21 protein-coding genes are annotated in these 25,375 nt (G+C 70.7%); 7 read left to right on the forward strand and 14 right to left on the reverse strand.

Annotation, left to right across the window (positions count from 1 at the left end; all coding sequences use genetic code 11):
* Positions 1 to 18: 18 nt before the first annotated feature.
* The 3 genes from ACE3QP_RS05715 to ACE3QP_RS05725 are packed head-to-tail and all read left to right on the forward strand — an operon-like array spanning position 19 to position 1,386.
* Complete coding sequence (locus ACE3QP_RS05715; protein WP_374434306.1) at positions 19 to 399, forward strand: hypothetical protein; 381 nt, start codon at positions 19 to 21, stop codon at positions 397 to 399.
* On the forward strand, positions 396 to 746 hold the full coding sequence (locus ACE3QP_RS05720; RefSeq protein ID WP_374434307.1) for a hypothetical protein: 351 nt from the start codon (positions 396 to 398) through the stop codon (positions 744 to 746). Before ACE3QP_RS05715 ends, ACE3QP_RS05720 begins: the two co-directional genes overlap by 4 nt.
* On the forward strand, positions 700 to 1,386 hold the full coding sequence (locus ACE3QP_RS05725) for a hypothetical protein (protein WP_374434308.1): 687 nt from the start codon (positions 700 to 702) through the stop codon (positions 1,384 to 1,386). Before ACE3QP_RS05720 ends, ACE3QP_RS05725 begins: the two co-directional genes overlap by 47 nt.
* A 78-nt stretch (positions 1,387 to 1,464) precedes the next feature.
* On the opposite strand, the gene ACE3QP_RS05730 is transcribed toward ACE3QP_RS05725, so the two are convergent.
* Together ACE3QP_RS05730 and glyA are read right to left on the reverse strand one after the other, a co-directional pair.
* On the reverse strand, positions 1,465 to 2,682 hold the full coding sequence (locus ACE3QP_RS05730; protein ID WP_374434309.1) for a benzoate/H(+) symporter BenE family transporter: 1,218 nt from the start codon (positions 2,680 to 2,682) through the stop codon (positions 1,465 to 1,467).
* Positions 2,683 to 2,692: 10 nt separating this feature from the next.
* Positions 2,693 to 3,940 carry a serine hydroxymethyltransferase gene (glyA, locus tag ACE3QP_RS05735; RefSeq protein WP_374434310.1) on the reverse strand — a complete coding sequence of 416 codons (1,248 nt, stop codon included), beginning with the start codon at positions 3,938 to 3,940 and terminating at the stop codon, positions 2,693 to 2,695.
* Between the two features lie 170 nt (positions 3,941 to 4,110).
* Here glyA and ACE3QP_RS05740 point away from each other — a divergent pair, with 170 nt between their 5' ends.
* The 3 genes from ACE3QP_RS05740 (at position 4,111) to ACE3QP_RS05750 (ending at position 7,102) form a co-directional block, all read left to right on the forward strand.
* The gene (locus tag ACE3QP_RS05740; RefSeq protein WP_374434311.1) at positions 4,111 to 5,481 is read left to right on the forward strand and encodes a PLP-dependent aminotransferase family protein; all 1,371 of its coding nucleotides are present in this window, start codon (positions 4,111 to 4,113) and stop codon (positions 5,479 to 5,481) included.
* Between the two features lie 99 nt (positions 5,482 to 5,580).
* Positions 5,581 to 6,330: a substrate-binding periplasmic protein gene (locus tag ACE3QP_RS05745; RefSeq protein ID WP_374434312.1), complete on the forward strand. Its 750-nt coding sequence runs from the start codon at positions 5,581 to 5,583 to the stop codon at positions 6,328 to 6,330.
* 7 nt (positions 6,331 to 6,337) lie between these two features.
* On the forward strand, positions 6,338 to 7,102 hold the full coding sequence (locus ACE3QP_RS05750; protein ID WP_374434314.1) for a hypothetical protein: 765 nt from the start codon (positions 6,338 to 6,340) through the stop codon (positions 7,100 to 7,102).
* A gap of 20 nt (positions 7,103 to 7,122) precedes the next feature.
* Here the strand turns inward: ACE3QP_RS05750 and clsB are convergent, their stop codons facing one another.
* Genes clsB through ACE3QP_RS05780 form a run of 6 tightly spaced genes read right to left on the reverse strand, consistent with a single transcriptional unit; the run spans position 7,123 to position 15,558 of the window.
* Positions 7,123 to 8,394, reverse strand: a complete 1,272-nt coding sequence (gene clsB, locus ACE3QP_RS05755) for a cardiolipin synthase ClsB (RefSeq protein ID WP_374434315.1) — start codon at positions 8,392 to 8,394, stop codon at positions 7,123 to 7,125.
* The gene (locus tag ACE3QP_RS05760; protein ID WP_374434316.1) at positions 8,394 to 9,155 is read right to left on the reverse strand and encodes an endonuclease/exonuclease/phosphatase family protein; all 762 of its coding nucleotides are present in this window, start codon (positions 9,153 to 9,155) and stop codon (positions 8,394 to 8,396) included. Before ACE3QP_RS05760 ends, clsB begins: the two co-directional genes overlap by 1 nt.
* Positions 9,152 to 10,087: a diguanylate cyclase gene (locus tag ACE3QP_RS05765; protein WP_374434318.1), complete on the reverse strand. Its 936-nt coding sequence runs from the start codon at positions 10,085 to 10,087 to the stop codon at positions 9,152 to 9,154. The genes ACE3QP_RS05760 and ACE3QP_RS05765 overlap by 4 nt, the downstream gene beginning before the upstream one ends.
* Entirely contained in the window at positions 10,084 to 14,169 is a 4,086-nt protein-coding gene (locus tag ACE3QP_RS05770) for an ATP-binding protein (protein WP_374434320.1), read from the reverse strand. The genes ACE3QP_RS05765 and ACE3QP_RS05770 overlap by 4 nt, the downstream gene beginning before the upstream one ends.
* Positions 14,170 to 14,205: 36 nt before the next feature.
* A complete protein-coding gene (gene nudB, locus ACE3QP_RS05775) occupies positions 14,206 to 14,643 on the reverse strand; it encodes a dihydroneopterin triphosphate diphosphatase (protein WP_374434321.1) in 438 nt (145 codons plus the stop codon).
* Positions 14,644 to 14,649: 6 nt separating this feature from the next.
* Positions 14,650 to 15,558: an EamA family transporter gene (locus tag ACE3QP_RS05780; protein WP_374434323.1), complete on the reverse strand. Its 909-nt coding sequence runs from the start codon at positions 15,556 to 15,558 to the stop codon at positions 14,650 to 14,652.
* A gap of 134 nt (positions 15,559 to 15,692) precedes the next feature.
* Between ACE3QP_RS05780 and ACE3QP_RS05785 the strand changes: the two genes are divergently transcribed.
* Positions 15,693 to 16,145: an Lrp/AsnC family transcriptional regulator gene (locus tag ACE3QP_RS05785; protein ID WP_198111714.1), complete on the forward strand. Its 453-nt coding sequence runs from the start codon at positions 15,693 to 15,695 to the stop codon at positions 16,143 to 16,145.
* Here the strand turns inward: ACE3QP_RS05785 and ACE3QP_RS05790 are convergent, their stop codons facing one another.
* The 6 genes from ACE3QP_RS05790 to ACE3QP_RS05815 all read right to left on the reverse strand — a co-directional run bounded on the left by ACE3QP_RS05790 (position 16,146) and on the right by ACE3QP_RS05815 (position 25,369).
* The gene (locus tag ACE3QP_RS05790; RefSeq protein ID WP_374434325.1) at positions 16,146 to 16,937 is read right to left on the reverse strand and encodes a CsgG/HfaB family protein; all 792 of its coding nucleotides are present in this window, start codon (positions 16,935 to 16,937) and stop codon (positions 16,146 to 16,148) included.
* Between the two features lie 63 nt (positions 16,938 to 17,000).
* Positions 17,001 to 18,794 carry an aspartate--tRNA ligase gene (gene aspS, locus ACE3QP_RS05795; RefSeq protein WP_374434327.1) on the reverse strand — a complete coding sequence of 598 codons (1,794 nt, stop codon included), beginning with the start codon at positions 18,792 to 18,794 and terminating at the stop codon, positions 17,001 to 17,003.
* Positions 18,795 to 18,883: 89 nt separating this feature from the next.
* A complete protein-coding gene (locus ACE3QP_RS05800) occupies positions 18,884 to 19,567 on the reverse strand; it encodes a DUF502 domain-containing protein (RefSeq protein WP_374434473.1) in 684 nt (227 codons plus the stop codon).
* Positions 19,568 to 19,583: 16 nt separating this feature from the next.
* Complete coding sequence (locus tag ACE3QP_RS05805) at positions 19,584 to 19,859, reverse strand: FmdB family zinc ribbon protein (RefSeq protein WP_374434329.1); 276 nt, start codon at positions 19,857 to 19,859, stop codon at positions 19,584 to 19,586.
* A 92-nt stretch (positions 19,860 to 19,951) separates the two neighbouring features.
* On the reverse strand, positions 19,952 to 21,415 hold the full coding sequence (locus ACE3QP_RS05810) for a sodium:solute symporter family protein (RefSeq protein ID WP_374434331.1): 1,464 nt from the start codon (positions 21,413 to 21,415) through the stop codon (positions 19,952 to 19,954).
* Positions 21,416 to 21,550: 135 nt separating this feature from the next.
* A complete protein-coding gene (locus ACE3QP_RS05815) occupies positions 21,551 to 25,369 on the reverse strand; it encodes a two-component regulator propeller domain-containing protein (protein WP_374434333.1) in 3,819 nt (1,272 codons plus the stop codon).
* Positions 25,370 to 25,375 lie beyond the last annotated feature (6 nt).

Raw genomic sequence — 25,375 nt, forward strand, 5'->3', positions numbered from 1 at the left:
GCGAGACGCGATCAATCCATGCGCCACGCCCTTGCCCTATTTGCCCTGGCCCTGCTGCCGCTCGCCGGCCAGGCCGCCATGCCACAGATCGCCAGTTCCGATGGCCACACCCTGGCGCTGAAGGCGGACGGCTCGCTCTGGGCCTGGGGTGGCAATGCCTCGGGCCAGCTGGGTGATGGCACACAGACCGACCGCCATCTGCCCGTGCTCATTGGTCAGAACTTCCAGCAGGTGGTTGGCAATTGGCATAGCGCGGCGGGCCTGACACGCGACGGCCGGTTGTGGACTTGGGGTGCCAATTCTCCTGGGGCAGCCTGGGGCTGGGATCGCTCAGCCCGTCGAGAGTTCTGCAACCCACCGCGGTCGGTGCCGGCTACGCCCAGGTGCACACCAGCATGACTCACCACCTGGCCCTGAAGCCGGATGGCTCGCTCTGGGCCTGGGGCGGCTTTGCCGAAGGCGGTGCGGTGGGTGACACGCCAACGACCACCCCGACACGCATCGGCGAGGGCTTCAAGGTCATCAGCGCGGGGGAGGATTTCTCGCTCGCGCTCAAGACCGATGGCAGCCTGTGGGGCTGGGGCTTCAATGGCTACTCGTCTCTGGGCCTCGGCCCCTGCACCAGCTTTGCCGGCGCCGACCCGGCCAGCGCCTGCGACTCGGTGCTGCAGCCCCGGCTGATCGACCGCGGCCCTTTTCGTGGCCGTCACCAACGGCAGCTTCCATGGCCATGCCATTCGCGATGACGGCAGCCTCTGGGGCTGGGGCATGGGCGCCTGGTACGCCGTGGGCGATGGCGTCAACACCAAACCCGATGGCACAGCTAACAACGTGCACCGCCCGGTGAAAGTCGGCGAAGGCTTCTGGAAGACCACTGTCGGCGGCGGCAACAACAACGGCTTCGCAATCAAGTTCGATGGCGCCGTCTGGGCCTGGGGCGGAAATGTGCGGGGCATGCTGGGCAATGGCGGCACCGAGCATGTGCCGACGCCCACCCCGATCGGCTTCAACGTCTACTCGCCCACCGGCCTGGACGCTGAAGTGCTGGCCTGGGGCGCTCCGACAAAGCGCACCCTGGTGGCCAGCGTGGCACCCAATCAAGCGGACGCTGGGCAACCGGGTTGCATGTTTGCCGCCGCCCAGCTGGCCGATGGTTCGCTCTACACCCTGAGCGCAGACGGCTGGCAATTGCATCGGCCCAGCCAAGCGCGTGCCTGGCAATGCGGGCGCCTGAGTGCACAGGAGTTCGACCTGGTGCGCGACGCCGACCTGAGCGGTCTTCGCGGGCTGCAGGTCTACCTGGGCTATGGCCGCGGCAGCTCACCGACTGATGCCCTGGCCGACATGCTGGCGCGCAGCTGGCTGCGACACGCCCACACAGAATGAGCTACGCAACTCGCCTGGTGGCGGCACGCTGACTGCCGCTTCAGCAAAACCACAGGGACGCCGCACAGGCCCGGGGCCTCAAGTCGTTCTGGCGCCAGGCCGGGCAACATCGACGCGCGTCCAGGGCCGGTGCATCACCAAGTAGGCAATTCCCCCCAGCAGCAAGCCCCAGAAGGCCGAGCCCAGACCGAGCCAGCTCATGCCGGAAGCCGTGGCCAGCAGCGTGATCAGGCTGGCATCGCGATGGGCCTCGTCCTGCACCACGCCGATCAGCCCGGTCGCGATGGCACCGAGCAGGGCGAGTCCAGCCAGGGCTCCGATCAGCTCGGGCGGCAGCGAAGCGAACACCAGGGCCAGCGCGCCGCCAAAGGCACCGATGAGCAGATAGATCAGCCCGCAGGCGATGCCGGCCACATAGCGCTTGCCAGGCTGCTCGTGCGCCTCCTTGCCGGTGCAGATGGCCGCGGTGATGGCCGCCAGATTGACCCCATGCGAGCCGAACGGCGCCAGCAGCAGGGACACCAGGCCGGTGAGGCCGACGATGCCGGCCGCCGGCACCGAGTAGCCCGAGCTGCGCAGCACCGCCATGCCGGGCACGTACTGGCCGGTCAAGGTGACCAGCGCCAGCGGCAGGCCCAGGCTGAGCACGGCATGCGTGGACCATTCGGGCATCACAAGCGTGGGGCGCACCAGCTCGAACTCGACACCTGCGAAGCGGGTCTGGCCCAGGGCCATGGCCGTGGCGATGCCCACCGCCATCACGGCCGCAATGGCGTAACGCGGCTGCAGGCGCTTGAACACCATAAAGGTCGCGATCATCAGCAGCACCAGCAGCGGGCTGGCCGAGACCGAGGCGAACACGCCGGTGCCGAAGCGCAGCAGGATGCCGGCCAGCATGGCGGCGGCCAGGCCCTTCGGGATCTGGGCGATGAGGCGGTCGAACAGGCCCGAGACGCCGATCAGGGTGATGGCCGCCGAGGCCACCAGATAGGCGCCGACCGCCTGCGGCAGACTCAAGCTCGGCAGCGTGGCCACCAGCAGCGCGGCACCGGGCGTGGACCAGGCGGTGATGATGGGCGTCTTCAGCCGCCAGCTGAGGATCAGGCCGGTCAGGCCGCTGCCGATCGAGATGGCCCAGATCCACGACGAGGTCATGGCCGTCGAAAGCTGGGCCTGGCGCGCAGCCTCGAACACGATGACCAGCGGCCCCGCATAAGAGATCAGCACCGCCAGCAGGCCGGCGACCCAGGCGGACAGGGATTGGTCGGCACGGAATTCTTGCCAGGTGATGCGCATGCGGAATCCTTCAGCGGTAGACGGGGAAGCGCGCACACAGCGCGCGCACCTGGTGGCGGATCTGGGCCAGCAGCGCCTCGTCGTCGGGGGCTTGCAGGGCATCGGCCACCCAGACGGCGACCTGACGCGCTTCGTCGGCGCCGAAGCCGCGCGTCGTCATGGCAGGGCTGCCCAGGCGAATGCCGCTGGTCAAGGCCGCCTTGCGCGGATCGCCCGGCACCGCGTTCTTGTTGCAGGTCAGGCCCAGACCTTCGAGCAGTTGCTGCGCGTCCAGCCCGGTCAGGCGCGAATCCCGCAGGTCCACCAGCATCAGATGGCTCTCGGTGCGCCCGCTAACGATGGACAGGCCACGCGCCTGCAGGGTCTCGGCCATCACCTGGGCATTGCGCAGGACCTGGCGCTGGTGCTGGACGAAAGCGGGCGTGGCTGCCTCGTGCAGCGCCACCGCCTTGGCGGCGATCACGTTCATCAGCGGGCCGCCCTGCAGGCCAGGGAAGATGGCCGCATTGATGGCCCGCGCATGCTGCTCCTTCATCAGGATCAGGCCGCCGCGCGGGCCGCGCAGGCCCTTGTGCGTGGTGGTGGTCACCACGTCGGCATGCGGGATCGGGCTCGGGTACTGCTCGGCCGCCACCAAGCCGGCGTAATGGGCCATGTCCACCATCAGATAGGCGCCCACCGCGCGAGCCACGCGCGCAAAGCGCTCGAAGTCGATGCGCAGCGAGTACGCCGAGGCGCCGGCAATGATGAGCCGCGGCCGCACCTCATGCGCCAGGCGCTCCATGGCCTCGTAGTCAATCTCGCAGCGCGCATCAAGCCCGTAGCTGCTGACCTGGAACCATTTGCCGCTGATGTTCAGCGGCATGCCATGGGTCAGATGGCCGCCCTGCGTCAGGTCCATGCCCAGGATGCGGTCACCCGGCTGCAGCAAGGCGAAGAACACCGCCTGGTTGGCCTGGGAGCCGGAATGCGGCTGGACATTGGCCGCCTCGGCGCCGAACAGGGCGCAGGCGCGCTGGATGGCCAAGGTTTCCGCCCGGTCCACGACCTCGCAGCCGCCGTAGTAGCGCCGGCCCGGATAGCCCTCGGCGTACTTGTTGGTCAGCTGCGAACCCAGGGCCTGCAGCACGCCCGGCGAGGTGTAGTTCTCGGAAGCGATCAGCTCAATGTGATCCTCCTGCCGCCGAGCCTCGTCCTGCACGACGGCCCAGATGTCGGGATCGGCGTCCGCCAGGGGGTCGGTTACGTGTTTGTACATATTAAGTCACTTACATCCATTCATTAAGCAACATTGCATCGCCTCAATGTAGCGACTTTGAGCAGGAAAGCACCCCCCAGCTCTTGGGATTTCCAACCGACGCAGGGTCGATTGCCTGATTGCGATGGAGAATTGCGTCAGTTGAATCAACTCAATGCGCCAAATACACCATGTGGATTCCCCAACTGGTCGAGGGTGATGGCCCGATCTACCTGCGCCTGGCCGACACGCTGCGGCGCGACATCCAGCAAGGGGTGCTGGAGGCCGGGGAACGCCTGCCGACCCTGAAGGAACTGGCCGCCGCGCTGGGCATCACGCCGGGCACCGTCGGGCGCGCCTACCAAGCGGTGCACCGCGAGGGCCTGGTCAGCGGCGAGGTCGGGCGCGGCACCTTCGTGTGCGAACGCGCCTTGCCGCCGCCGGGTGCGCCCGCGGCGCCTGCGGTGCTGGGGCTGGACATGTCGATCGTCAAACCCAATGCCGCCCTGCAGGAGTCCTTCGTGCGCGCGGCGCTGGCCGAGCTGGCGCAGTCCGCACGCCTGCCCGACATGCTGGACTACACCCCCGACGGCGCCAACAGCCAGCATCTGCAGGCCGGCGCGCAGTGGCTGCAGGAAGCCGGCCTGGCCGCGCAACCCGAGCAGGTGCTGCTGACCTGTGGCGGTCAGCACGGCTTGTGGCTGGCGGTGGCTGCGCTCACACGGCCGGGCGATCTGGTGCTGTGCGAATCGCTCTGCTACCCCGGGGTGGCCTCGGTGGTGCAGCTCCTGGGTCGCCGCCTGCGCGGCGTGCCCATGGACGCGCAAGGCCTGCAGCCCGAGGCCTTGCGTGCGCTGTGCGAACAGGAGCGACCAGCGCTGCTGATCTGCATTCCCAATCTGCAAAACCCCACCGGCACCACCCTGCCCCTGGAGCGCCGGCGCCAGATCGCCGCCCTGGCCCGCGAGTTCGACTTCAAGCTGGTGGATGACGACCTGTACGGCTTTCTCGCCAGCGAGCCCCTGCCCCCGCTGGCCAGCTTCGCGCCGGAGCGCACGCTCTACCTCACCAGCCTGTCCAAGTCGGTGGCCTCCACCGTGCGCCTGGGCTACGTGCACGCCCCGCCGCAGTGGCTGACGGCGCTGGCCGCCGCCGTGCGCAGCAGTGTCTGGATGGTGTCGCCGCTGCTGGCCGAGCTGGCCACGCAGCTGATCCGCAGCGGCAAGGCGCGTGATATGGCGCATCGCCAACGCGAGGAGGCGCAAGCCCGCCAGACCCTGGCGCGCGCCTACCTGGGTGGCCTGAACCTGCGGGCCCACCCCACGGCCTTCCATCTGTGGCTGGAGCTGCCCCAGGCCTGGAGCAGCGGCGACCAGTTCGCGGCGCTCGCGCGCGGCCACCAGCTGATCGTGGCGGCGGGCGACAGCTTTTCCATGAACCGCGATGGCGAGGGCCGGCGCCATGTGCGCCTGGCCTTGATGGACGGCTCGCGTGAACGGCTGGAATACGCGCTGACCAAGCTCGCGGGCCTGGCGGCATCTCCCGATGCCGTCTGGCTCTGAGGCGTCCGTCCCCCACTCGGGCGGGAGCGACGGTGCAGCGTCGTTTGGCTGAATCGAGGCGCCCGCACAATCGGCCGTGGCGCCTTGCGCCTCGCCCCCATGCGCAGCACCCTGTTCAGCCTTCTCATCCTGGTCGGCCCCGCCACCGCTTCCGCCGCGGAGCCCATGCCCGTGCACGTGCTGGAAGCTCCGCGCGGTGCGGACGGTCAGCCGCAGACGCATCCGGTCACCGGGCTTCAGGAGCGCATGCAGAAGGTCTTTGACGCCGCTGGGCTCGCCGTGCGCTTCGAGCCCGTGCCCTTGCGCCGCAGCTTGCAGGCCCTGAGCCGCAATGACGAAGCCCTCTGCGTGCTGGGCGTGTTCCGCACACCGGAGCGCGAGGCCTTCGGCCGCTACTCGCGCCCCGTGGCGCTGGAAGAGCAGCAGGTGCTGATCGCCCCGGCGCGGGTGGCCGCGCAGCTGCGCCAGCTCGCTACGGCCCAGCTGGCGCTGCATGACTCCCGCTTGCAGCTGCTCGTGTACGAAGGCGTTTCCTATGGCGTGGAGCTGGACCGCTGGATCGCCCTGCGCCCGCAGGCGCCTGTGCGCGCCAGCTCCGGCACCGCCCGTGCCCTGCCCATGCTGGAGCGCGGCCATGCCGATCTGATGATCGGCGCGCGCAGCGAGCTCGAAGCCATGCGCCGCCGCGAGGGCTACCCGATGGGCCGCTTTGAGGCCGTGCTGCTGCCCGGCATGCCGGCACCACCCACCCGGCATCTGCTGTGCAGCCGCAAGGTCGACCCCGCCTGGGTGGCGCGCTTTGATGCGGCGCTGCCGGCGGTGCCCTGGCAGCCACAGCCACCGCCCTAGGTCCGCCATGCACACCCCCCTGCCGCGCCTCGGCGCGCTGCTCGCCCTGCTGCTTGCGATGCGGGCGCCCGCCTGGGCCGAAGCGCCCGTGCCCGTGCATGTGCTGGAGTCGATGCGTGCCCCGGATGGCCAAGGGGCCGTGCTCAACGGGCCGCTGCTGCTGCAGCGCGCCCGGCAGGCCTTTGACGCCGCCGGCCTGAGCGTGCGCCTGGAGTTCATGCCGCTGCGCCGCAGCCTGCATGAGCTACAGGCCAACCGCACGGCCTTCTGCCTGCTCGGCGCGTTCTACACCCCCGAGCGGGCCGGCTTCGGCCGCTACTCCAAGGCCCTGGTACGAGAGGAGCAGCAGGTGCTGATCGGCCCGCCCGCCGTGATGGCGCAGCTGGCGGAGCGGCCCGACGCGCAGGCCGCGCTGCAGGACTCGCGCTTTGAACTGCTCAGCTTCGAGGGCGTGTCCTACGGCCCCGAGCTGGACCGCTGGATTGCGGGCCGTGCCCGCCCGGCCCAGCTGGTCAGCGCCGGCACGGCCCGCGCGCTGCCGATGCTGGCGCGCGGCCGGGCCGACTTCATGATCAGCACCCGCAGCGAGCTGGCCTTGATGTTGCAGCGTCAGGGCTATGGACCGGGCGAGTTCACCGCCCTGCAGCCGCCCGGCATGCCGGAGCCGCCCAGCCGGCACTTGCTGTGCAGCCTCAAGGTGGAGCCCGCCTGGGTGGCGCGCTTCGATGCCGCGTTGCCGGAGCTGCCCTTGCAGGGGGCCGCGCCGAACTAGCGCCTGGCCTGCGGCCAGGCTCAGTACCGCTCCGGCCCCCCCGCCACACGCAGATAGGTCTGCGCAATCCACGCCACCAGCAGGCGCTTCAGCCAGGCGCCCAGGCCTTGCGGTGCGCCGGCCGGGTGGATGGCCTCGGCACCTTCGAGCGCGCGCTCGAAGGCCTGGCCAATTTCCTGGTTGAAGCCGGCGTCGTAGACGACCACATTGGCTTCCAGGTTCAGCAGCAGCGAGGTCGGGTCGAGGTTGCTGCTGCCCACGGTGGCCCATTCGGCATCGGCCAGCGCCACCTTGGCGTGCAGGAAGGCGGCGCGGTATTCATAGATGCGCACGCCGCGCGCCAGCAGCTCGGCGTAGAGCGCCCGGGCGGCCAGGGCGGCGAGGCGGTAGTCGAAGCGACCCTGCAGCAGCAGGCGCACCTGCACGCCACGCCGGGCCGCGCCCAGCAGCGCGCGTAGCAGGCGGGCGCTGGGGTAGAAGTAGGGGCAGATGAGGTCGAAGCGGGTCTGCGCGCTGCGCAGCGCGTGCAGGTACTCGCGCTCGATGTCGTGGCGGTGGCGCAGGTTGTCGCGCAACACGAAGGCGGCACGCACCGGACGGCGGTCGGACTGGGCGGCGCGCTGCTGGGCGCGCAAGGCCTTGCGCACGCCCAGCAGGCCGCGCGTGCGCTGCCACCAGCGGCCCAGCAGCTCGCGCGAGCGGTCCACCAGCTCGGGGGCGAGCAGCCAGTCGCGCAGCTCTTCGCCGAAGTCGCGGCCCAACCAGGCACGCGTCCAGACCTTGCGGGCGGCACGCGCCACGTCGTGCGCCAGCGCGCCACGCAGGTGCACGGCGTAATCGAGGCGCGGCGCCTCCAGCTCGCCGTGGTTCAGGTCGCGGCGGTCGTCAATGAGGTTGATGCCGCCCACGAAGGCATGCTCGCCATCCACCACGCAGAGCTTCTGGTGCAGGCGGCGCAGCTGGCCCGGCTGCAGCCAGTGCCACCAGCGGTCGATGGGGCGGAACACCGCCAGCGCCACGCCGCTGCCCTCCAGCCGCTCCTGCCACCAGGGCAAGGCATGGCGGGCGCCGAAACCGTCCACCACGATGCGCACGCGCACGCCGCGCCGGGCGGCGCCGCGCAGGGCCTGCAGCACAGCCTCGGAGGGGGCATCGGTGTGCACGATGTAGCTGGCGAACCAGACCTCGTGGTGGGCGCCACGGATGGCCTCGCACAGCGCCGGGAAGAGCTGGTCGCCGCCTTCGAGCAGGCGGATCTCGTGGCCGCCGCAGGGGGCGGCGCGCGCGCGCATCACCGCGCGGGCTCCAGCTCCGCCACCAGCGGCAGGTGGTCACTCACGCGCGCCCAGGGCAGGCCGCGCGGCACTTCGATGCGGCGGCAGCGCAGGCCGCGCAGGTAGACGCGATCGAGCGCAAAGATCGGTGCCCGCGAGGGGAAGGTCTGGGGCCGGTGGCCGTCCACCTCGGCGCGGTGCAGTTGCAGGTCGGCCAGGGCCGGGTCCAGGCGCTCGCGCCAGTCGTTGAAGTCGCCGGTAACGAGCAGCGCGGCATCCGGCGGCACCTCGCGCTCCAGATAGGCGCCCAGTCGGTGCACCTGGCGCAGCCGGCTGCCGGCAAACAGGCCCAGGTGCAGCACCACCACATGCAGCGGGCAGCCCGGCCAGTCCACCTGCACATGCAGCAGGCCGCGCTGCTCCAGCCGGTGGTCGGAGACATCGTGGTGGCCCACATGCAGGATGGGCCAGCGCGACAGCAGCGCATTGCCGTGCTCGCCCCCATTGGTGACGGCATTGCTGCGGTAGACGGTGTGGAAGCCCTCGGGCGCGAGGTACTGGGCCTGGCCTTCCTCGGGCCAGCCCTGGTGGGCGAAGCGGCGCGCCTCGTGGTGGTTGAAGGCCCGCACCTCCTGCAGGGCCACCAGATCGGCAGCCAGTTCGCGCACCCCCTCGCGCAGCGAGTGGATCTCCAGCCGGCGCGCGGGCCCGAGGCCGCGCACGCCCTTGTGGATGTTGTAGGTGGCCAGGCGTAGCGTGGATTCCTGGAGGTCGCTCATGCTTCGAGGTCGCGGCCGCACACGCGGTTGCGGCCGCCATGCTTGGCGTCGTAGAGGGCCGCGTCGGCGGCCTGCAGCAGGGTGTCGGGCGTCAGCGCGGGCCGCCCCGCGCCGGCCGGCCAGGCGGCCACGCCGATGCTGACCGTCAGCACCTCGGCCACGCTGGAGCGGGCATGCGGCAGCGCCAGGGCCTGCACGGCGGCGCGCAGGCGTTCGGCCACGGCCAGCGCGCCGGGGGCCTCGGTTTCGGGCAGCAGGCAAACGAACTCCTCGCCGCCGTAGCGCGCCGCCAGGTCCACCGGCCGCAGCATGCCGCGCTGCAGGGCCTGGGCCACGGCACGCAGCGCGTCGTCGCCGGCCTGGTGGCCGTAGTGGTCGTTGTAGGCCTTGAAGAAGTCCACGTCGATCATGGCCAGCGCCAGCGGCTGGGCGGTGCGGGCGGCGTGGCGCAGCTCGGAGTTCAGGCGCTCGTCGAGCGCACGGCGGTTGTGCAGGCCGGTCAGGCCGTCGATAAAGGCCAGGCGGCGCAACTGGTCGGACTGCTGCTTGAGCGTGAGGTGGGTGCGCACGCGCGCCCGCACCACGGCGGGGTTGATGGGCTTGTGGATGAAGTCCACCGCGCCGGCTTCGAGTCCGCGCGTCTCGACTTCGTCATTGCCGTGCGCGGTGACGAAGATGACCGGGATGTCGCGCGTGAGCTCCTGCGCCTTGAGCGCCCGGCAGACGGCCAGACCGTCCATGTCGGGCAACTCCAGGTCGAGCAGGATCAGGTCGGGCCGCTGCTGCTCGGCCACCTGCAGGGCCTGCTGGCCGGTGGTGGCCATGAAGACCTGGTGGTCGGCCGCGAAGCTGCGGTACAGCGCCTGGATGTTGATGGGCTGGTCGTCGACGACCAGCAGGCGCGGCGCGGCGGACGGATCGGGTTCGTTCATGGGGCGGGTTCTTGCAGCCAGCGCCGCACCAGCTCTGCGGCGGCGGCGAAATCGAATTGGTCCACCAGGATCTCCAGATCCTTCAGCTTACGCCCCAGGCCGAGCGCACGCAGGCGCGGCAGGCGCTCCAGCGCGGCGAGGTCGGAGCTCTGCAGCAGGGTCAGCAGCGCTTCCAGCTCGGCGCGCAAGGGCGGGGGCGCCCCGGCGGCGGGCGCGGGCTCGGGGGCGGCCTGCGCCCCCAGCTCGCCGTGCAGCGCCTCGGCCAGGGCCTCCAGGCCGGGGCGCGCTTCGTCCAGCAGGGTGCGCACGCAGGCCTCCTGCTCGGGGCCGGGGCGTGCGGCCGTGCCGCCCAGGGCCTGCAGTTCGTCGGCCAGCACCTGCGCCCCCAGCGTGGCGGCATTGCCCTGCAGGCTGTGCAGGCGGCGCGCATCCAGCGTGCGGTGCTCGCGCAGCTCGCTCAGGAAGCTATCCAGACAGCGCGAATAGACGGCGCGCTGGCCACCCAGGCGAGCCAGCGCCGTGCCCAGGTTGACGCCGGCGGCCAGCGCCAGCACGTGCACGGGGTCGGCAGGGTTGCTGTCCGTCACCGGCGCGGCACGGCCGGGCAAAGGGGCGGCCCGACCGGTCCAGCGCCGCAGCGTGGCCACCAGCTGCTCCAGCTCGAAGGGCTTGCCGATCAGGTCATCCAGCCCGGCATTCAAGCAGGCCTGGCGGTCGGCCGCGCTGGCGTTGGCGGACATGCCGATCACCGGCAGGCGCAGGCCGGCGCGGCGCAGGCGGCGCGTGGCTTCCAGCCCATCCAGCTGCGGCATCTGCAGGTCCATCAGCACGGCGTCGAAGGCTTCGGGAGCGGCCTGCAGCGCCGCCAGGCCCTGCGCGCCATCGTCCGCCAGCTGCAGCTGGGCGCCCTCCAGGCGCAGCAGCTCGCCCACCACGCGCTGGTTGGTGGGGTTGTCCTCACACACCAGCAGACGCAGGCCCGACAGGCGCGGCTGCGGCGCACCGGCGTGCTCCACCGGCTGCAGCAAGCGCGCCAGCGCGCGCCGCAGCGCACCGGGCGTGAGAGGCTTGAGCAGGGCCAGCGCCGGGCCCTCCAGCAGGCCCTCGGCCTGCCAGCGCTCCTGCTGCTGCAGGCTGCCCAGCACCAGGCAGGCTTGCTCGGGCCGGCGGCTGCGCAGGCGGCGCAGCGGCTCGTCGCTGGCGCCCGGGTCCAGCAGCAGCGGCGCGCCCGCAGCCAGGGTGTCGAGCTGCTGAGGCGCCTCCAGCAGCTCCAGCTGCCAGCCCAACTGCTGCACCAGGGCCTGCAGCGCGGCGCGGCCCGCCGGCTGCGGCAGCCAGGCGCGCAGCGCCTGCGCGGGCGGCGCGGCGGCCGCCGGCAGCTCCACCACCGGCAGGCGCAGCTCGAAGAAGAACTCACTGCCCTGCCCCGGCGCGCTGCGCACTTGCAGATGGCCGCCCATCAGCGCCACCAGGTGCTGGCTGATGGCCAGGCCCAGGCCGGTGCCACCAAAACGCCGCGTGGTGCTGGCCTCGGCCTGGGTGAAGCCGGCAAAGATGCGCTGCTGATGCTCGGGGGCAATGCCGATGCCGGTGTCGCGCACGCGGAAGGCCAGCTGGCAGCGGCCGGCCTCGCGAGCCAGCAGGCGCACCTGGAGGCGCACCTCGCCGCGTTCGGTGAACTTGACGGCGTTGGAGCCTAGGTTCAGCAGCACCTGCTGCAGGCGCAGCGCGTCGCCCAGCACGGCGGCGGGCAGCGCGGGGTCGAGGTCGAAGATCAGCTCCACCGGCTTGTCACGCAGGCCAGCGGCCCACAGCGGCGCCAGCTCGCGCCAGAAGTCCTCGAACACGATGGGCTGCGGGTCCAGGCCCATCTTGCCGGCCTCGATCTTGGCGAAGTCCAGCGTGTCGTTCAGCAAGGCCAGCAGGGCGCGGGCCGCGCTGTCGGCCTGGCCCAGGTAGTCGCTCTGGCGCGCGTTCAGGCCGCTGCGGCCCAGCAGGGCCAGCATGCCCAGCACGGCATGCAGCGGCGTGCGGATCTCATGGCTCATGTTCGCCAAGAACTGGCTCTTGGCGGTGGCCGCCGCCTGCGCGCGCTCGCTGGCCTGCACCAGCTCGGTGATGTCGAGGCGAAAGCCCACCACATGGCCATCGCTCATGCGGCGGTCGATGACGCGCAGCACGCGGCCGTCACTGAGATGCAGCAGCTCGTTGACGGCGCCGGCACGGCGCTCGGCCAGGCGGCGTTCCACCCAGGCCTCTTCCTGCCCGCTGGCCGCCGGCACCAGGCCGCGCTCGGCCAGTTCGGTGAGCAGGCTGCGGTAGGGCGTGCCGGGCTCGAACAGCTCGGGCCCCTGGGGCAGCAGCTGGCGGTAGCGCTCATTGCAGAACACCAAACGGTCCTGCGGGTCGTAGAGCGCAAAGGCCTGGTCGACGGCATCGATGGCGGCACGCAGCTGTTCGGCGCTGCGGCGCACCTGCTCCTGGGCCTCGCGGCGCGCGCTCACGTCCTGCAAGGTGCCGTGCAGATGGGCCGGCCGGCCGCCCTGGAACTCGACCTCGCCCACCACGCGCACCCAGATCTTGCGGTCGCGCGCCGTCACCAGCGGCAGCTCCAGCTCGAAGCCGCGGCCCTGCTCGCGCGCTGCGTCCAGGGCCTCGTGCAGGCTCAGTTGCGCCTCGGGGGCGAAGTAGCCCAGCGCCTCTTCCAGGCTGGGCTGGTGGTCGAGCGGCAGCTCATGCAGGCGGCAGGCCTGCTCGGTCCAGCGCATCGTCTGGGTCTGTAGGTCGAGCGACCAGCCGCCCACGCCACCAATGCGGCCACTGCGGTCCAGCAGCTCGCGGCCGGCGGCCAGCTCGGCCTCCATGCGCTTGCGCTCGTGGATGTCGGTCTGGATCAGGATCGGCCCCTGCGGGCTCTGCAGGTATTCCTGCAGCACCCAGTGCAGGCTGCCGTCGCGGCCGCGCGCGGCACGCTCGCCGTCGCCCAGCTCGATCTGCAGCAGCTCCTCCACCTTGTGGCCCAGGGCCTCCTCGGCGCGCCAGCCATGCAGCTGGCTGAAGGCCTCGTTGACCCAGTTGATGCGCCCCTCCGGGTCGGCCATCAGCACGGCGTTGGAGCTGCGCCGCGCCACGCGCGAGAGCTGCTCGAGCTCGCGCGTGAGCGCCTGGTTCTCCAGCTCCACCCGCTCGCGGGCGCGCAGCTGCTGCACCAGCAGCAGGCCGAACAGGTAGCTGAGCAACACACCGGCCGCCGCCAGGCCGGCCGCCGGCCACAGCGGGTACTTGGCGCTCAGTGCCGGGCTGGGCTGGCTTTCCAGCAGCAGGCCGCGGCCCAGCACCTGCAGCAGCTGGGTTTGGCCGGCCACACCGGGCCGCCAGCCGGGGCTGACGTGCAGCGGCGTGGCGGGCTGGGCGCGGTCGCTCAGGCGCAGGGCCAGGTCACCGGCGCCCAGGGCCTCCAGGTCCTGCAGCAGGCCGGCGGGTTGCAGCGGCGCCAGCAGCAGGGCCCGCAGGGCATCAATGCGCTGCTGCGCCGTCTGCTGCGCCTTGCCTGCCTGGTAGAGCGGCAGCGCCAGCACCCAGCCCTGGCCGGTGGGGGCGGAAAGCTGCGGCTGAGCCTGGGCCACCGCGGCATCCAGCGTGGCGCGCCAGGCCGGGTCGCCATCCAGCGGCGGCGCGTGGGTGCCGGGGGCGGCGGCAAAGGCCTGCCAGGCATAGCCCTGCTCGGTGGCCTGCACCCAGCCAAAGCCCTGCACGCCCGGAAAGCGCCCCAGCAGCTCGCGCGATTGCACATAGCGCTCCAGCGCCGGCTGCTCCAGGCGCTGGGTGGCCTCCAGCATGCCGCGCAGGCCGCGCAGGCCTTCGGTGGGCGCTTCGATGCGCTGCTGCAGCACCAGGGCGACGCGCTGGCTCAGGCGCTGCAGCTCGGCCTCGGCCTGGCGCTGCGTGCTGCGCGCCAGGCCATAGCCGGCGGCGAGCGACAGCAGGCTGCCGCACAGCGCCACGGCCAGCGCCAGACGCAGGCGCTGGCGCAGGGCGGCCGAGGTGGCGATGGTCGTGGCGGGGGGACTGGCGCTGCTCACCGCCCCATCATGCGCGCGGGCAGCGCCGGCCGGCCATCAGGGTTGGCGCCGGGGAAGTTGCAGGATCGCCTCGGCATTGGAGGGCGAGAAGCAGGCATCGGCCGCCTGCTGCCAGGGCAGCCAGCGCCAGGCGCGGTGTTCGCGCGGGTTCAGCTGCACCGGCGTGCCGGCCGGCACGGTGAGGCCAAACACACGCTCGCGGTTGTGCGTCACGCCCGGGGCGTAGCGGTGCGCCCAGCGCGGGTAGATCTCGTAGACGTTCTCGAGCTCCCAGTCGCTCAGGCTGCCGGCGCGGATGCCGGTTTCCTCGGCCACCTCGCGCCAGGCCGTCACGGTCCAGGGCTCGTCCGCATGGTCCTTGGCGCCGGTGACGGACTGCCAGAAGCCGGGCGGCTCCACACGTTCAATCAGCAGCACGTCCAGCGCCGGGGTGTGGATCACCACCAGCACCGATTCGGGGATCTTGAAAGGCATGCCGCGTTATACGCGGCGCTGACTCCACAGCACGCCGCCCACGATCAAGCCCATGCCCACCAGCGTGGCCAGGCCCGGTGCCTCGCCCAGCAGTGCCCAGGCCAGCAGGCCGGCCAGCACCGGCGTGAGCGCGCCAGCGGCGGCACAGCGCTGCGCACCCAGGCGCGCCACCGCCAGGCTGAAGCTGAAGGTGGACACCAGGCCCACGCCCAGGCCCTGCACCAGGAACTGCAGCAGCAGGGTGTAGGTGGGCAGGGCCAGCAGGGCGGTGGGCGGTTGCCAGACCAGCAGGGGTAGCAGCAGCAGGCTGGACAGCAGCGCCAGCAGGGCCACCGCCTCCAGCGGCTGCAGCCCGGCGCGGCGCAGCGCCAGGGTGTAGTTCGACCACAGCAGGCTGCACAGCAGGAACAGCCCGTAGACCCAGGCGGCCCCACTGGCGCCCGAGCCCAGCACCAGCAGCACCAGCACGCCCACCGCAATGGCCAGCAGCGCCGGCCAGCGCGCCAGGGCTGCGCGGCCGCTGGCAAACGCGGCCAGCAGCGCGGCGGAGAGCGGCAGCGTGCCCGGAATCAGGGTGGCGCCATCGGCCACCGGCGCGTGGCGCATGGCCCAGCCAGCCAGCAGGAAGTAGGGCAGGCCCGCACCGAACAGGATCGCCAGCAGCAGCCGCGGCGGCACCTGCAGAAGGCGGCGGCGCCGCGCCCAGGCCAGCGGGGCCAGCAGCAGCGCCGCTGGCAGGAAGCGCAGCAGCGCCAGGTCGGTGGGCGCCAGCGCCGCCTTGGCCCCGGCACGCAGCGACAGGAAGAAGCCCGCCCAGATGAGCAGGGTCAGGCCCATGGCCGCCCAACCCAGTTGGCTGGCGCTCAGGGCCGGCAGGCGAATCAGGGCCCAGGGGCTTGCGGCGCGGAACTGCATGGTCGTCGAACTCCGTGTTAACCCTAGGAATTCTGACCAGGCGGCCGGGGCGGATTTCAGCGATTTCGATGCAGGAGCGGATCGTGATTGGCGAAAATCGCCAAAATCAAAGCAGCAAGAAGCGATTTCAACCCATGGACGCCCTGGACCTTCAAATCCTCGACCTGCTGCAGCGTGACGGCCGCCTCAGCATCGCCGAGCTGTCCGAGCGCGTCGCCCTGTCGCAATCCCCCTGCGCACGCCGGCTCAAGCGCCTAGAAGAGGCGGGGCTGATCGACGGCTACCGCGCTGTGCTGAACCGCAAGGCCTTGAACCTCGGGGTGACGGTGTTCGTCAACGTGCGCCTGCAGCACCACCGCGAGGACGCGGTGCGCGAGTTCGAGGGTGCCGCCCAGGCCATGGCCGAGGTGTTGGCCTGCCATGTGGTGTCAGGCGCGCACGATTACCTGCTGGAGGTGGTGGTGCGCGAGCTGGCCGACTACGAACACTGCGTGCGCCGGCTGCAGGCGCTGCCGATGGTGCAGGACATCACCAGCAGCTTCTCCATCCGCAGCGTGAAGACGGGGGCGCCCTTGCCCCTGCGCTGATCAGCTCGGCTGGTTCTTCTTGGTCGCCACCGGCGGCGGCAGGTCCTTGGCGGCGAGCTCGCGCGCCTGCTGCACCAGTTGGTTGTGCGCATCCAGGAAGGCGGCGGCAATCACCTTGCCTTCGTTGCTGTTGGCCCAGCCAGCCCCGGCCGCGCCGCCCAGCTTGCCCATCATGAAGCCGCCCACGCCCAGGTCGGTGACGCGCACCGAGCCCGTGGCCGCGGCCACCTGTTCGGTGGTCTCGCTGTCCACCAGCAGCAGGGTCACCTGGGCTTCCTTGAGCTTGACCTGCTCGGCCGCCCCGACGAAATTGCGCAGCACCGGGATCTGACCCAGGATGCCGCCGACCTGGCGGCCCGCGTCCATCTCGCTGAAGGTCAGCGAGGGCGTCAGCATGTACTGCGCCTCGTAGCCCTTGCCCTTGTGGACCGTGCTGTCCTTCTGGCGCAGCAGGCCGGACTCCTTCAGCTCATGCTCCTGCACGATCTGCTTGAGACCCATGTTGCGATCCACCACGCGGAAGCAGCCGCTCTGCTGCGCGAGCAGGCGCACCAGCGGCAGCGGCGTCTCGGGCAGGCCGCGCGCGCCGCCGTACTGGTAGCCATTCGGGTTCTCCACCAGGGCCAGCGTGGCCACCGGGGCGTCGCACTTCACCAGTTGCTTGGCGGCGTTCTTGGCCCCGGCCGGCCCGCCCGAACCCGTGACCACCGAACCGCCCTCGCCCAGTTCGGTGCCCTGCTTGCCGCAGGCCGCCAACGCGCACACCAAACCCAGTCCGATCCATCGCTTCATACGTTTTCTCACAGACAGAAAAAAGGGCAGCCGAAGCTGCCCTGGGATTCGATCACGCCACCATCAAGCCGCGGTCGCCGCCGCATTGCGAAGGCGGATGTGCAACTCGCGCAGCTGCTTCTCGTCCACATTGCTGGGGGCGCCGGTCAGCAGGCACTGGGCACGCTGGGTCTTGGGGAAGGCGATCACGTCGCGGATCGACTCGGCCTTGGTCATCAGCGTCACCAGACGGTCCAGGCCGAAGGCCAGGCCGCCGTGCGGGGGCGCGCCGTACTGCAGGGCGTCGAGCAGGAAGCCGAACTTGATGCGCTGGTCTTCCTCGCTGATGTTCAGGGCCTCGAAGACCTTGGCCTGCACCTCGGCGCGGTGGATCCGCACCGAGCCGCCGCCCAGTTCCCAGCCGTTCAGCACCATGTCGTAGGCCTTGGCGATGCAACGCCCCGGGTCGGTCGCCATGTAGTCCTCGTGCCCGTCCTTCGGTGCAGTGAAGGGGTGGTGCACGGCGGCCCAGCGGCCGTTTTCCTCGTCGTGCTCGAACATCGGGAAGTCGACCACCCACAGCGGCGCCCAGCGGTCCTCGAACAGGCCCTTGGCCTTGGCGAACTCGCTGTGGCCGATCTTGATGCGCAGCGCGCCGATGGCGTCGTTGACGACCTTGGCCTTGTCGGCACCGAAGAAAAGGATGTCGCCATCCTGGGCGCCCGAGCGCTTCAGGATTTCGGCAATCGCGGCATCGTGCAGGTTCTTGACGATGGGCGACTGCAGGCCTTCGCGGCCCTTGGCCACTTCATTGACCTTGACCCAGGCCAGGCCCTTGGCGCCGTAGATCTTGACGAACTCGGTGTAGGCGTCGATCTCGCCACGGCTCATCTCGGCGCCGCCCGGCACGCGCAGCGCCACCACGCGGCCACCCGGGGTGGTGGCCGGGCCGCTGAAGACCTTGAAGTCGACATCGCCCATGCAGTCGGTCAGCTCGGTGAACTCGAGCTTGACGCGCAGGTCGGGCTTGTCGGAACCGAAGCGGTGCATGGCCTCGGCGTACTTCATCACCGGGTAGTCGCCCAGCTCCACGTTCATGGCCTTGCGGAAGACGTGGCGGATCATCCCTTCGAACATCGAGCGGATCTCTTCCTCGGTCAGGAAGCTGGTCTCGATATCGATCTGGGTGAACTCGGGCTGGCGGTCGGCGCGCAGGTCCTCGTCGCGGAAGCACTTGGTGATCTGGTAGTAGCGGTCGAAGCCGGCCACCATCAGCAGCTGCTTGAAGAGCTGGGGGCTCTGCGGCAGCGCGAAGAACATGCCGTCGTGCACGCGGCTGGGCACCAGGTAGTCACGCGCGCCTTCGGGCGTGCTCTTGGTCAGCATCGGCGTCTCGACGTCGATGAAGCCGTTCTCGTCCAGGAACTTGCGGCACTCCATGGCCACGCGGTAGCGCAGCATCAGGTTCTTCTGCATGGCCGGGCGGCGCAGGTCCAGCACGCGGTGCGTCAGGCGCGTGGTCTCGCTGAGGTTGTCGTCGTCCAGCTGGAACGGGGGCGTGACGCTGGGGTTCAGCACCGTCAGCTCGTGGCAGAGCACCTCGATCTTGCCGCTCACCAGGTTGGCGTTCTCGGTGCCGGACGGGCGCGCGCGCACCTTGCCCTTGACCTGCAGGCAGAACTCGCCCCGCACGCCCTCGGCGGTCTTGAACATCTCGGCGCGGTCGGGGTCGCAGACCACCTGCACCAGGCCCTGGCGGTCGCGCAGGTCGATGAAGATCACGCCGCCATGGTCACGCCGGCGATGGGCCCAGCCCATCAGCGTCACGTCTTGACCCAGCAGGGCCTCGCTCACATCACCACAGTAACTCGTACGCATTTCTGACTCCTGGCCGCTTCAACGCGGCCACACAAACTGAAAAAGAGAGGGGATTGGCGATGCCCTGGCTGAGCCCGACGCCGGCGGGCTCAGCCGATCGGATTGGGGTCGCTCGGCGGTTTTTGGGGCACTTCGGCTGCCGCCGGCGGATGGGGGGCGCTGGGGGCCACAACCCCCATGGAGATGATGTGCTTGAGGGCCGCGTCCACGCTCATGGCGAGCGGGCGCAGCTGGCTTCTGGGCACCATCAGGAAAAAGCCCGAGGTGGGGTTGGGCGTGGTGGGCACGTAGAGCGAGACATGCTCGCTGCCATCGCCCAGCAGCGGCGCCACCTCAAGCGCAGGCTTGCCGGTGACGAAGGCAATCGTCCAGCTGCCGGCGCGCGGGTACTCGACCAGCACGGCCTCGCGAAACGCGTTGCCCTTGCTGGAAAACAGGGTGTCGCTGACCTGCTTGACCGAGCTGTAGATGCTCTTGACGATGGGGATGCGGTGCATCAACCCATCCCATTGGCGCAGCCACCACTGGCCGACGAAATTGGCCACGAACACGCCAGTGGCCAGCAGCAGCAGGGCCAGCACCAGCACACCCAGGCCGGGGATCTTGTGCAGCTCGCCCAGGAAACCGGCCAAGCCGGGTGGGGCCACCTTGGCGGCCGCGCCCAGCACTGCGGCAAAGATGCCGTCCAGCAGGCCCAGGACGGCATGCAGCACCCAGACCGTGATGGCCAGGGGCAGCCAGACCAGCAGGCCGGCGATCAGGTATTTGCGCAGCGTGGACACGGATTCCTTAATGGCAGCCGGAGCCGCTGCAAGCCGTGCCGCAGCCGGCGGCGGCCGGTGCCGGCGCGGCCTCCGCGGCGGCCGGCGCCGGCGCGCTGGCGCCACCCTTGAAATCGGTGGCGTACCAGCCCGAGCCCTTGAGCTGGAAGCCGGCAGCCGTCAGCTGCTTGGCGAAGGTGTCGGCGCCGCAAGCCGGGCAGGTGCTCAGCGGGGCGTCAGATAGCTTTTGCAGCACATCCTTGGCATGGCCACAGGCGCTGCAGCGGTAGGCGTAGATGGGCATGGGACAACTCCGGGAGCGGGCAAAAAGCCCGCGATTCTAAGAAACACCCATCCCGCCATGCGGAATGGGCGCAGGCCCGGAACAGATGGGGCTCAGGGATGCGGCTTCAAGTGGTGATCGACATGCTCGTGGCGGTTCGCCAGCCACTGCGGCGCCAGCGAGCCCAGCACCATGCCGAAGAACGCGGCGATCAGGCCGGCCAGCTGGCCGGGGAAGACCTCGCCCCAGGTAGTGACCTGCGGGAAAAAGGCGATCCAGGTGCCCACGCCGGCCACCAGCGAAAAGATCGCGCCCTGGGTGCTGGCGCGCGACCAGTACAGGCCGAACACCAGCGGAATGAAAGCCCCCACCAGCGTCACCTGGTAAGCGGCCGAGACCAGCTCGTAGATCGAGGTGCCTTGCATGGCGATGGCGTAGGCCAGCACCAGAGCGGCAAAGATGACGATGGTCCAGCGCATCGCCAGCAGCTGCTGCTTGTCCGTCATGCCCGGGCGCAGCTGCTTGAGGATGTTCTCCACAAAGCTGGTGGAAGGCGCCAGCAGGGTGGCCGAGGACGTGCTCTTGATGGCCGACAGCAGCGCCCCGAAGAACAGGATCTGCATGATCAGCGGCATCTTGCCCATGATGAAGGCGGGCAGCACGCGCTGGTAGTCGTTGGCGGCCAGTTCCATCACCTCGTTGCCCATCACCACCACGGCGGCGCTGACGATGAACATCGGCACGAAGGCGAACAGGATGTAGGCGGTGCCGCCGATCACCGCACCGCGCTGGGCGGTCTTGGCATCCTTGGCGGACATCACGCGCTGGAACACGTCCTGCTGGGGGATCGAGCCCAGCATCATGGTCAGGGCCGCACCGATGAACATCGCCATGTCGGCGAAGCTGGGCTCTGGGAAGAACTTCCACAAGTCCTTCTGGCTCGCCAGGTCGAGCACCTTGCCGGCGCCGCCAGCCAGGTCGGCCGCGAAGACGGCGATCACGGACAGGCCGACCACCAGCACGATCATCTGGATGAAGTCCGTCCAGGCCACGGCCAGGAAGCCGCCGATCACCACATAGATCAGCACCGCCAGGGTGCCGATGATCATGCCGGTGGCCGGGCTCATGGCGCCATTGGTCAGCACATTGAAGACCAGACCCAGCGCCGTGATCTGCGCCGCCACCCAGCCCAGGTAGCTGAGGATGATGGCCGCCGAGCAGAACACTTCCACGCCCTTGCCGTAGCGCTGGCGGTAGAAGTCGCCGATGGTCAGCAGGTTGCGCTGGTAAAGCTTGGCGGCGAAGAACAGACCCACCAGGATCAGGCAGGTGCCGGCGCCGAAGGGGTCCTCGACGATGGCACCCAGGCCGCCCTGCACGAACTTGGCGGGGATGCCCATCACCGTCTCGGCACCAAACCAGGTGGCGAAGGTGGTGGTGATCACCATCACCAGCGGCAGGCTACGCCCGGCAATCGCGAAGTCCGAGGTGTTCTTGATGCGGGAGCCGGCCCAGACCCCGATGGCCAGGGTGCCGAGCAGGTACAGGACGACGAAGACGATCAGCGTGGTGTTCATGGGCACGGCACCGGGACGGATGAAAAGGCGCCACGGCTCCCGGGCAGGGGGCGGCGGCGCGGGCGGGATTATGGTGGCGGGGGTGGCGCTGACTTCTAGACCTTTACCCCAAACCCGGTGGGGTGGCCGCTGGGCTCAGCGCGGCGCCTCCAGCGGCAGTTCGATCTCGAATTCAGAACCCTGGCCGGGCTCGCTGCGCACGCGGATCTGCCCGCCCAACAGGGAGCTGACCAGGGTGTAGACGAGGTGCAGGCCCAGGCCATTGCTGCCACGGCCAAAACGCGTGGTGTAGAAGGGATCGAACACCCGCCCCAGGTGCTCGGGCGCAATGCCCTGGCCGTCGTCGCTGAAGCGCAGGCGCAGCCGGCGCGCACCCAGGGCCTCGGCGCGCAGGCGCAGGCAGCCGCCCGGGCGGCCGGCCAGGCCATGCTCCAAGGCGTTGTCCACCAGCTGCTCCAGCACCTGGCGCAGGGCGCCGGGGTAGCTGTCCAGCGCGAGCGCGGGCGCCAGCTCCGCTTCAAAGCGATGGCCGGCTTGCTGGATGGCCTGCGCCCTGGTGGTGCGCAGCTCCTCCACCAGGGCCTGCAGACTGAAGTGCTGACGCTGCTCGCCACTGCGGTCCACCGCCAATTGCTTGAAGCTGGCCACCAGGCGGCTGGCGGTCTCCAGGCTTTGCAGCAGGACCTCGCCGCAGCCATCCAGAGTCTGCAGGTAGTGGTTCAGATCGCTCTTGCGCAGCTGGCCCTGGCTGACGGTCTGGCCCAGGCGCCGGCCTTCCTCGCACAGGGTCGAGGCGGCCAGCAGGCCGTTGCCCAGCGGCGTGTTGAGTTCATGCGCCACCCCGGCCACCAAGTGCCCCAGCGCCGCCAGCTTGCGCTGTTCCACCAGCTGGGCCTGGGCCTGCTCCAGCTGCTTGTAGGCGGCGGCGTTGTCCAGCGCCACAGCGGCGTAGGCGCCCAGGGTCTGCAGCATGTCCAGATGGGTCTGGTTGAAGGCATCGGGCTCGGGGCTGAGGGCCGCCAGCACGCCCAGCACCTCGCCCTTGATCTTCAGCGGTACGTAGAGCGCCGAACGCGAGCGGCTGGGCGGGCTGCCGTCTTCCATCTGCAGCCATTCGTTGTCCTGCTGGCGCTGGGCGCTGTCCACCTGGCGGTTGTCGTGGGTCAGTTCGCGCAGCCACTGCGGCTCGCCGGTGGCCACGCAGCGCGCGGCCGGCTGCTCCTGCGCGTCCAGGCGGCGGCGGTAGGGCCGGAAGGCGCGCCCCTGGTCCATCACCAGACCGAACTCCACCACCGCTTCCTCGCGGTTCACCAGGCCCAGGCCGAAGCAGCTGGCCGGCAGCAGCGCGGACAGGTGGTCGATCAGCGCCTGGCGCACCGCCTGCGGGTCCAGATTGGCGGTCAGCTCGCGACCGATCTCGCTCAGCACGCCGAGGTGCTGGCGCTGCGCCTGCACCTCGGCGGTGCGCCGCGCCACCTCGCTTTCCAGCCGCCGCTGGGTGGCACGCAGATGGCGCACGCGCAGCTGCCAGGCTAGCACCACGCTGGCCACCAGCAGGGCCAGCAGCAGAGCGCGGAAGGGCAGCGAGCGCCACCAGGGCGGCGCCACCGCCACGTCCAGCAGGCGCTGCGGCTCGCCCCAGTCGCCGTCTGGATGGGCGCTGCGCACCCAGAGCTGGTAGCGGCCGGGGTCCAGATTGGTGTAAGTGGCCAGGCCCTGGCCGGGCTCGCCCTCGATCCAGTCGCGGTCAAAGCCGTTCAGCTTCCATGCATAGCGCACGCGCTCGGCGCCCAGGAACTGCTGGGCGCGCAGCTCGAAGCTGACCATGGCCTCGCGGTGGCTGAGCTGCAGGCTGCGCGCCCGCTCCAGCGGCCCGTCCACGCCCAGTTCGGCCAGGCTGGGCTGGGCATTGGCGGCCCTGAGCGAACGGTTGAACACGCGCACATCGGCCAGCAGCACCGGCGCGGCGGCAGGCGCCGGCGGCAGCGCGGCCGGCTCCACGCGCAGCACGCCTGGCGAGCCGAAGTACAGGGCGCCATCCGGCCCGCGCGCGCTGGCGCCCAGGGCCGCACCCACCTGCAGGCGCCCGCCCAGGCCGGCGCGGTACTGCAGTTGGCGCCGGTCCGGTGCGAGCCGGCTCAGGCCCTGGGAGCCGGCCAGCCACAGGCCCTCGGCCTCATCCAGCTCCAGGTTCCAGATCGGCCCCGCCACCCCATCGCTGCGCAAGCGGGGCCGCCATTGCTGCGGCCCCAGGGGCTCGAGCTCGAACAGGCCCAGGGGCGAGGCCATCCACAGGCGGCCGGCGCCGTCCTCGCGCAGCGCATGCACCTTGAGCCGGTCCAGCGCCAGCTCGGGCGCACCGGTCAGCGCGGGCACGAAGCGATCGGCCACCTGCAGGAACAGCCCCCCAGCGGTGCCGACCCAGAGCCGGTCCTGACGGTCGGTGTTCAGGCTCAGGATCTCCTCGTTCGGCAACGCGGGCTGCGGCCCGAATTGGCGCAGGCGCTGCAATTGCCCCTGGGGGCTGCGACGGAACAGGCCGGTCTGGCTGCCCGCCCAGAGCGTGCCGTCGGCCTGCAGGGCCAGGGAGGAAATCATGTGCGCCGAGGGGTCGTCGGTCTGCAGGTCGATGGCCTGCGGCTGGGGCGCGCCTTCGGGCAACAGGTAGAGCCCGGTCTGGGCGCCGATCCACAGGCCCACGCCGGGCTGCTGCCGCAGCGCCCGCACCAGGTGGATAGGTAGGCCGCCGGTGTCCACGGCCTGGGCCTGGCCACTGGCCAGATCGAGCCTGAACAGGCCACGGTCCTGCGTGCCCACCCACAGGCCGGTGCGGCCGTCGGGGGCCAGGGCCTGCACGGCGTCACTGCCCAGGCTGCCGGGATCGCCCTGCTGCTGACGGTACTGGCGCAGGCCGGCGTCACGCACATCCGCCAGCGTCACCGTGCCCTCGCGCCCGCCCACCCAGAGCGTGCGGTTGCGGTCCTCGAACAGGGCGGCGATGGAGTTGCTGGCCGGGCTGTGCACATCGGCCGGTTGGTGGGCGAAGGACTCGGCCCGCTCCGCGCCCGGCCGCCAGCGCCACAGGCCGGTGCGGCCCATGCCCAGCCAGATGGCGTCCTGGCTGTCGCGCAGCAGCATGTAGACGACATCGGCCGGCAGGCCCAGGCGCTGCGGCAGATCGAGCAGACGGCCGTCACGCGTGTCCAGCACATGCAACCAGCCTTCGCCCCCGATCCAGGCCAGTCCCTGGGCATCCACGACCATGCTGCGCACGATGGTCTGGCCCGGTGGCGGCTTGGGGAAGCGCCAGCGCGCGCGGGTCTGGCCCTGCGCATCCACATGCAGCAGCTCCTGGCCGGCCGTCAACCACAGGCCGCCCGCGCCATCGGACTGGGCCGAACGCAGGATCGGCGGGCGGTTCGGCGTCACGGGCGTCAGGTCATCCGGCAGCGGCACCGGGGTCAGGCGCCCGCTGGCCGGCTCGAACCACAGCAGGCGGTAGTGCAGTTGCAGCCAGATGCGCCCGGCCGTGGCCGGCACCAGGCCCATGACGGCGCGCTGCGCCGGCGTGCGCGCTTCCGGCAGGGCAATGCGTTCGATGCGGCCGCTGCGCGGATCCAGCCGGTCCAACCCTCCGGCCGTGGCCACCAGCAGGCGACCGTCGTCCTGCCACAGCAGGGCCTGGATGAAGGGGTGACTCAGGCCATCGGCACGGCGCGGGTCGGATTCGATGCGGCGGGCCTGCCGGCCATCCCACAGCACCAGGCCCTCGCTTGTGCCCAGCCAGATGCGCCCCAGGTCGTCCTGCAGCCCGCATTGCAGGCTGCCCTGCAGGCTCAGGCGCTCGCGGCCCAGGCGCTCGAACTGCAGGGTTTGCACGCCCGCTGCCCATGTCTGGCCCAGCCACAGGCTCAAGAGGAGGAGCAGCAGCAGCAAGAGGCGCGCGGCAGGCATGGCCGC

Source organism: Inhella sp., assembly GCF_041912635.1.
Lineage (GTDB): Bacteria > Pseudomonadota > Gammaproteobacteria > Burkholderiales > Burkholderiaceae_C > Inhella.

Bases quoted from the DNA above. Each gene is read 5' to 3' on its own strand.
- ACE3QP_RS05715 (WP_374434306.1), top strand. From the start codon at position 19: ATGCGCCACGCCCTTGCCCTATTTGCCCTGGCCCTGCTGCCGCTCGCC.
- ACE3QP_RS05720 (WP_374434307.1), top strand. From the start codon at position 396: ATGACTCACCACCTGGCCCTGAAGCCGGATGGCTCGCTCTGGGCCTGG.
- ACE3QP_RS05730 (WP_374434309.1), bottom strand. From the start codon at position 2,682: ATGCGCATCACCTGGCAAGAATTCCGTGCCGACCAATCCCTGTCCGCC.
- glyA (WP_374434310.1), bottom strand. From the start codon at position 3,940: ATGTACAAACACGTAACCGACCCCCTGGCGGACGCCGATCCCGACATC.
- ACE3QP_RS05740 (WP_374434311.1), top strand. From the start codon at position 4,111: ATGTGGATTCCCCAACTGGTCGAGGGTGATGGCCCGATCTACCTGCGC.
- ACE3QP_RS05745 (WP_374434312.1), top strand. From the start codon at position 5,581: ATGCGCAGCACCCTGTTCAGCCTTCTCATCCTGGTCGGCCCCGCCACC.
- ACE3QP_RS05750 (WP_374434314.1), top strand. From the start codon at position 6,338: ATGCACACCCCCCTGCCGCGCCTCGGCGCGCTGCTCGCCCTGCTGCTT.
- clsB (WP_374434315.1), bottom strand. From the start codon at position 8,394: ATGCGCGCGCGCGCCGCCCCCTGCGGCGGCCACGAGATCCGCCTGCTC.
- ACE3QP_RS05760 (WP_374434316.1), bottom strand. From the start codon at position 9,155: ATGAGCGACCTCCAGGAATCCACGCTACGCCTGGCCACCTACAACATC.
- ACE3QP_RS05765 (WP_374434318.1), bottom strand. From the start codon at position 10,087: ATGAACGAACCCGATCCGTCCGCCGCGCCGCGCCTGCTGGTCGTCGAC.
- nudB (WP_374434321.1), bottom strand. From the start codon at position 14,643: ATGCCTTTCAAGATCCCCGAATCGGTGCTGGTGGTGATCCACACCCCG.
- ACE3QP_RS05780 (WP_374434323.1), bottom strand. From the start codon at position 15,558: ATGCAGTTCCGCGCCGCAAGCCCCTGGGCCCTGATTCGCCTGCCGGCC.
- ACE3QP_RS05785 (WP_198111714.1), top strand. From the start codon at position 15,693: ATGGACGCCCTGGACCTTCAAATCCTCGACCTGCTGCAGCGTGACGGC.
- ACE3QP_RS05790 (WP_374434325.1), bottom strand. From the start codon at position 16,937: ATGAAGCGATGGATCGGACTGGGTTTGGTGTGCGCGTTGGCGGCCTGC.
- aspS (WP_374434327.1), bottom strand. From the start codon at position 18,794: ATGCGTACGAGTTACTGTGGTGATGTGAGCGAGGCCCTGCTGGGTCAA.
- ACE3QP_RS05805 (WP_374434329.1), bottom strand. From the start codon at position 19,859: ATGCCCATCTACGCCTACCGCTGCAGCGCCTGTGGCCATGCCAAGGAT.
- ACE3QP_RS05810 (WP_374434331.1), bottom strand. From the start codon at position 21,415: ATGAACACCACGCTGATCGTCTTCGTCGTCCTGTACCTGCTCGGCACC.
- ACE3QP_RS05815 (WP_374434333.1), bottom strand. From the start codon at position 25,369: ATGCCTGCCGCGCGCCTCTTGCTGCTGCTGCTCCTCCTCTTGAGCCTG.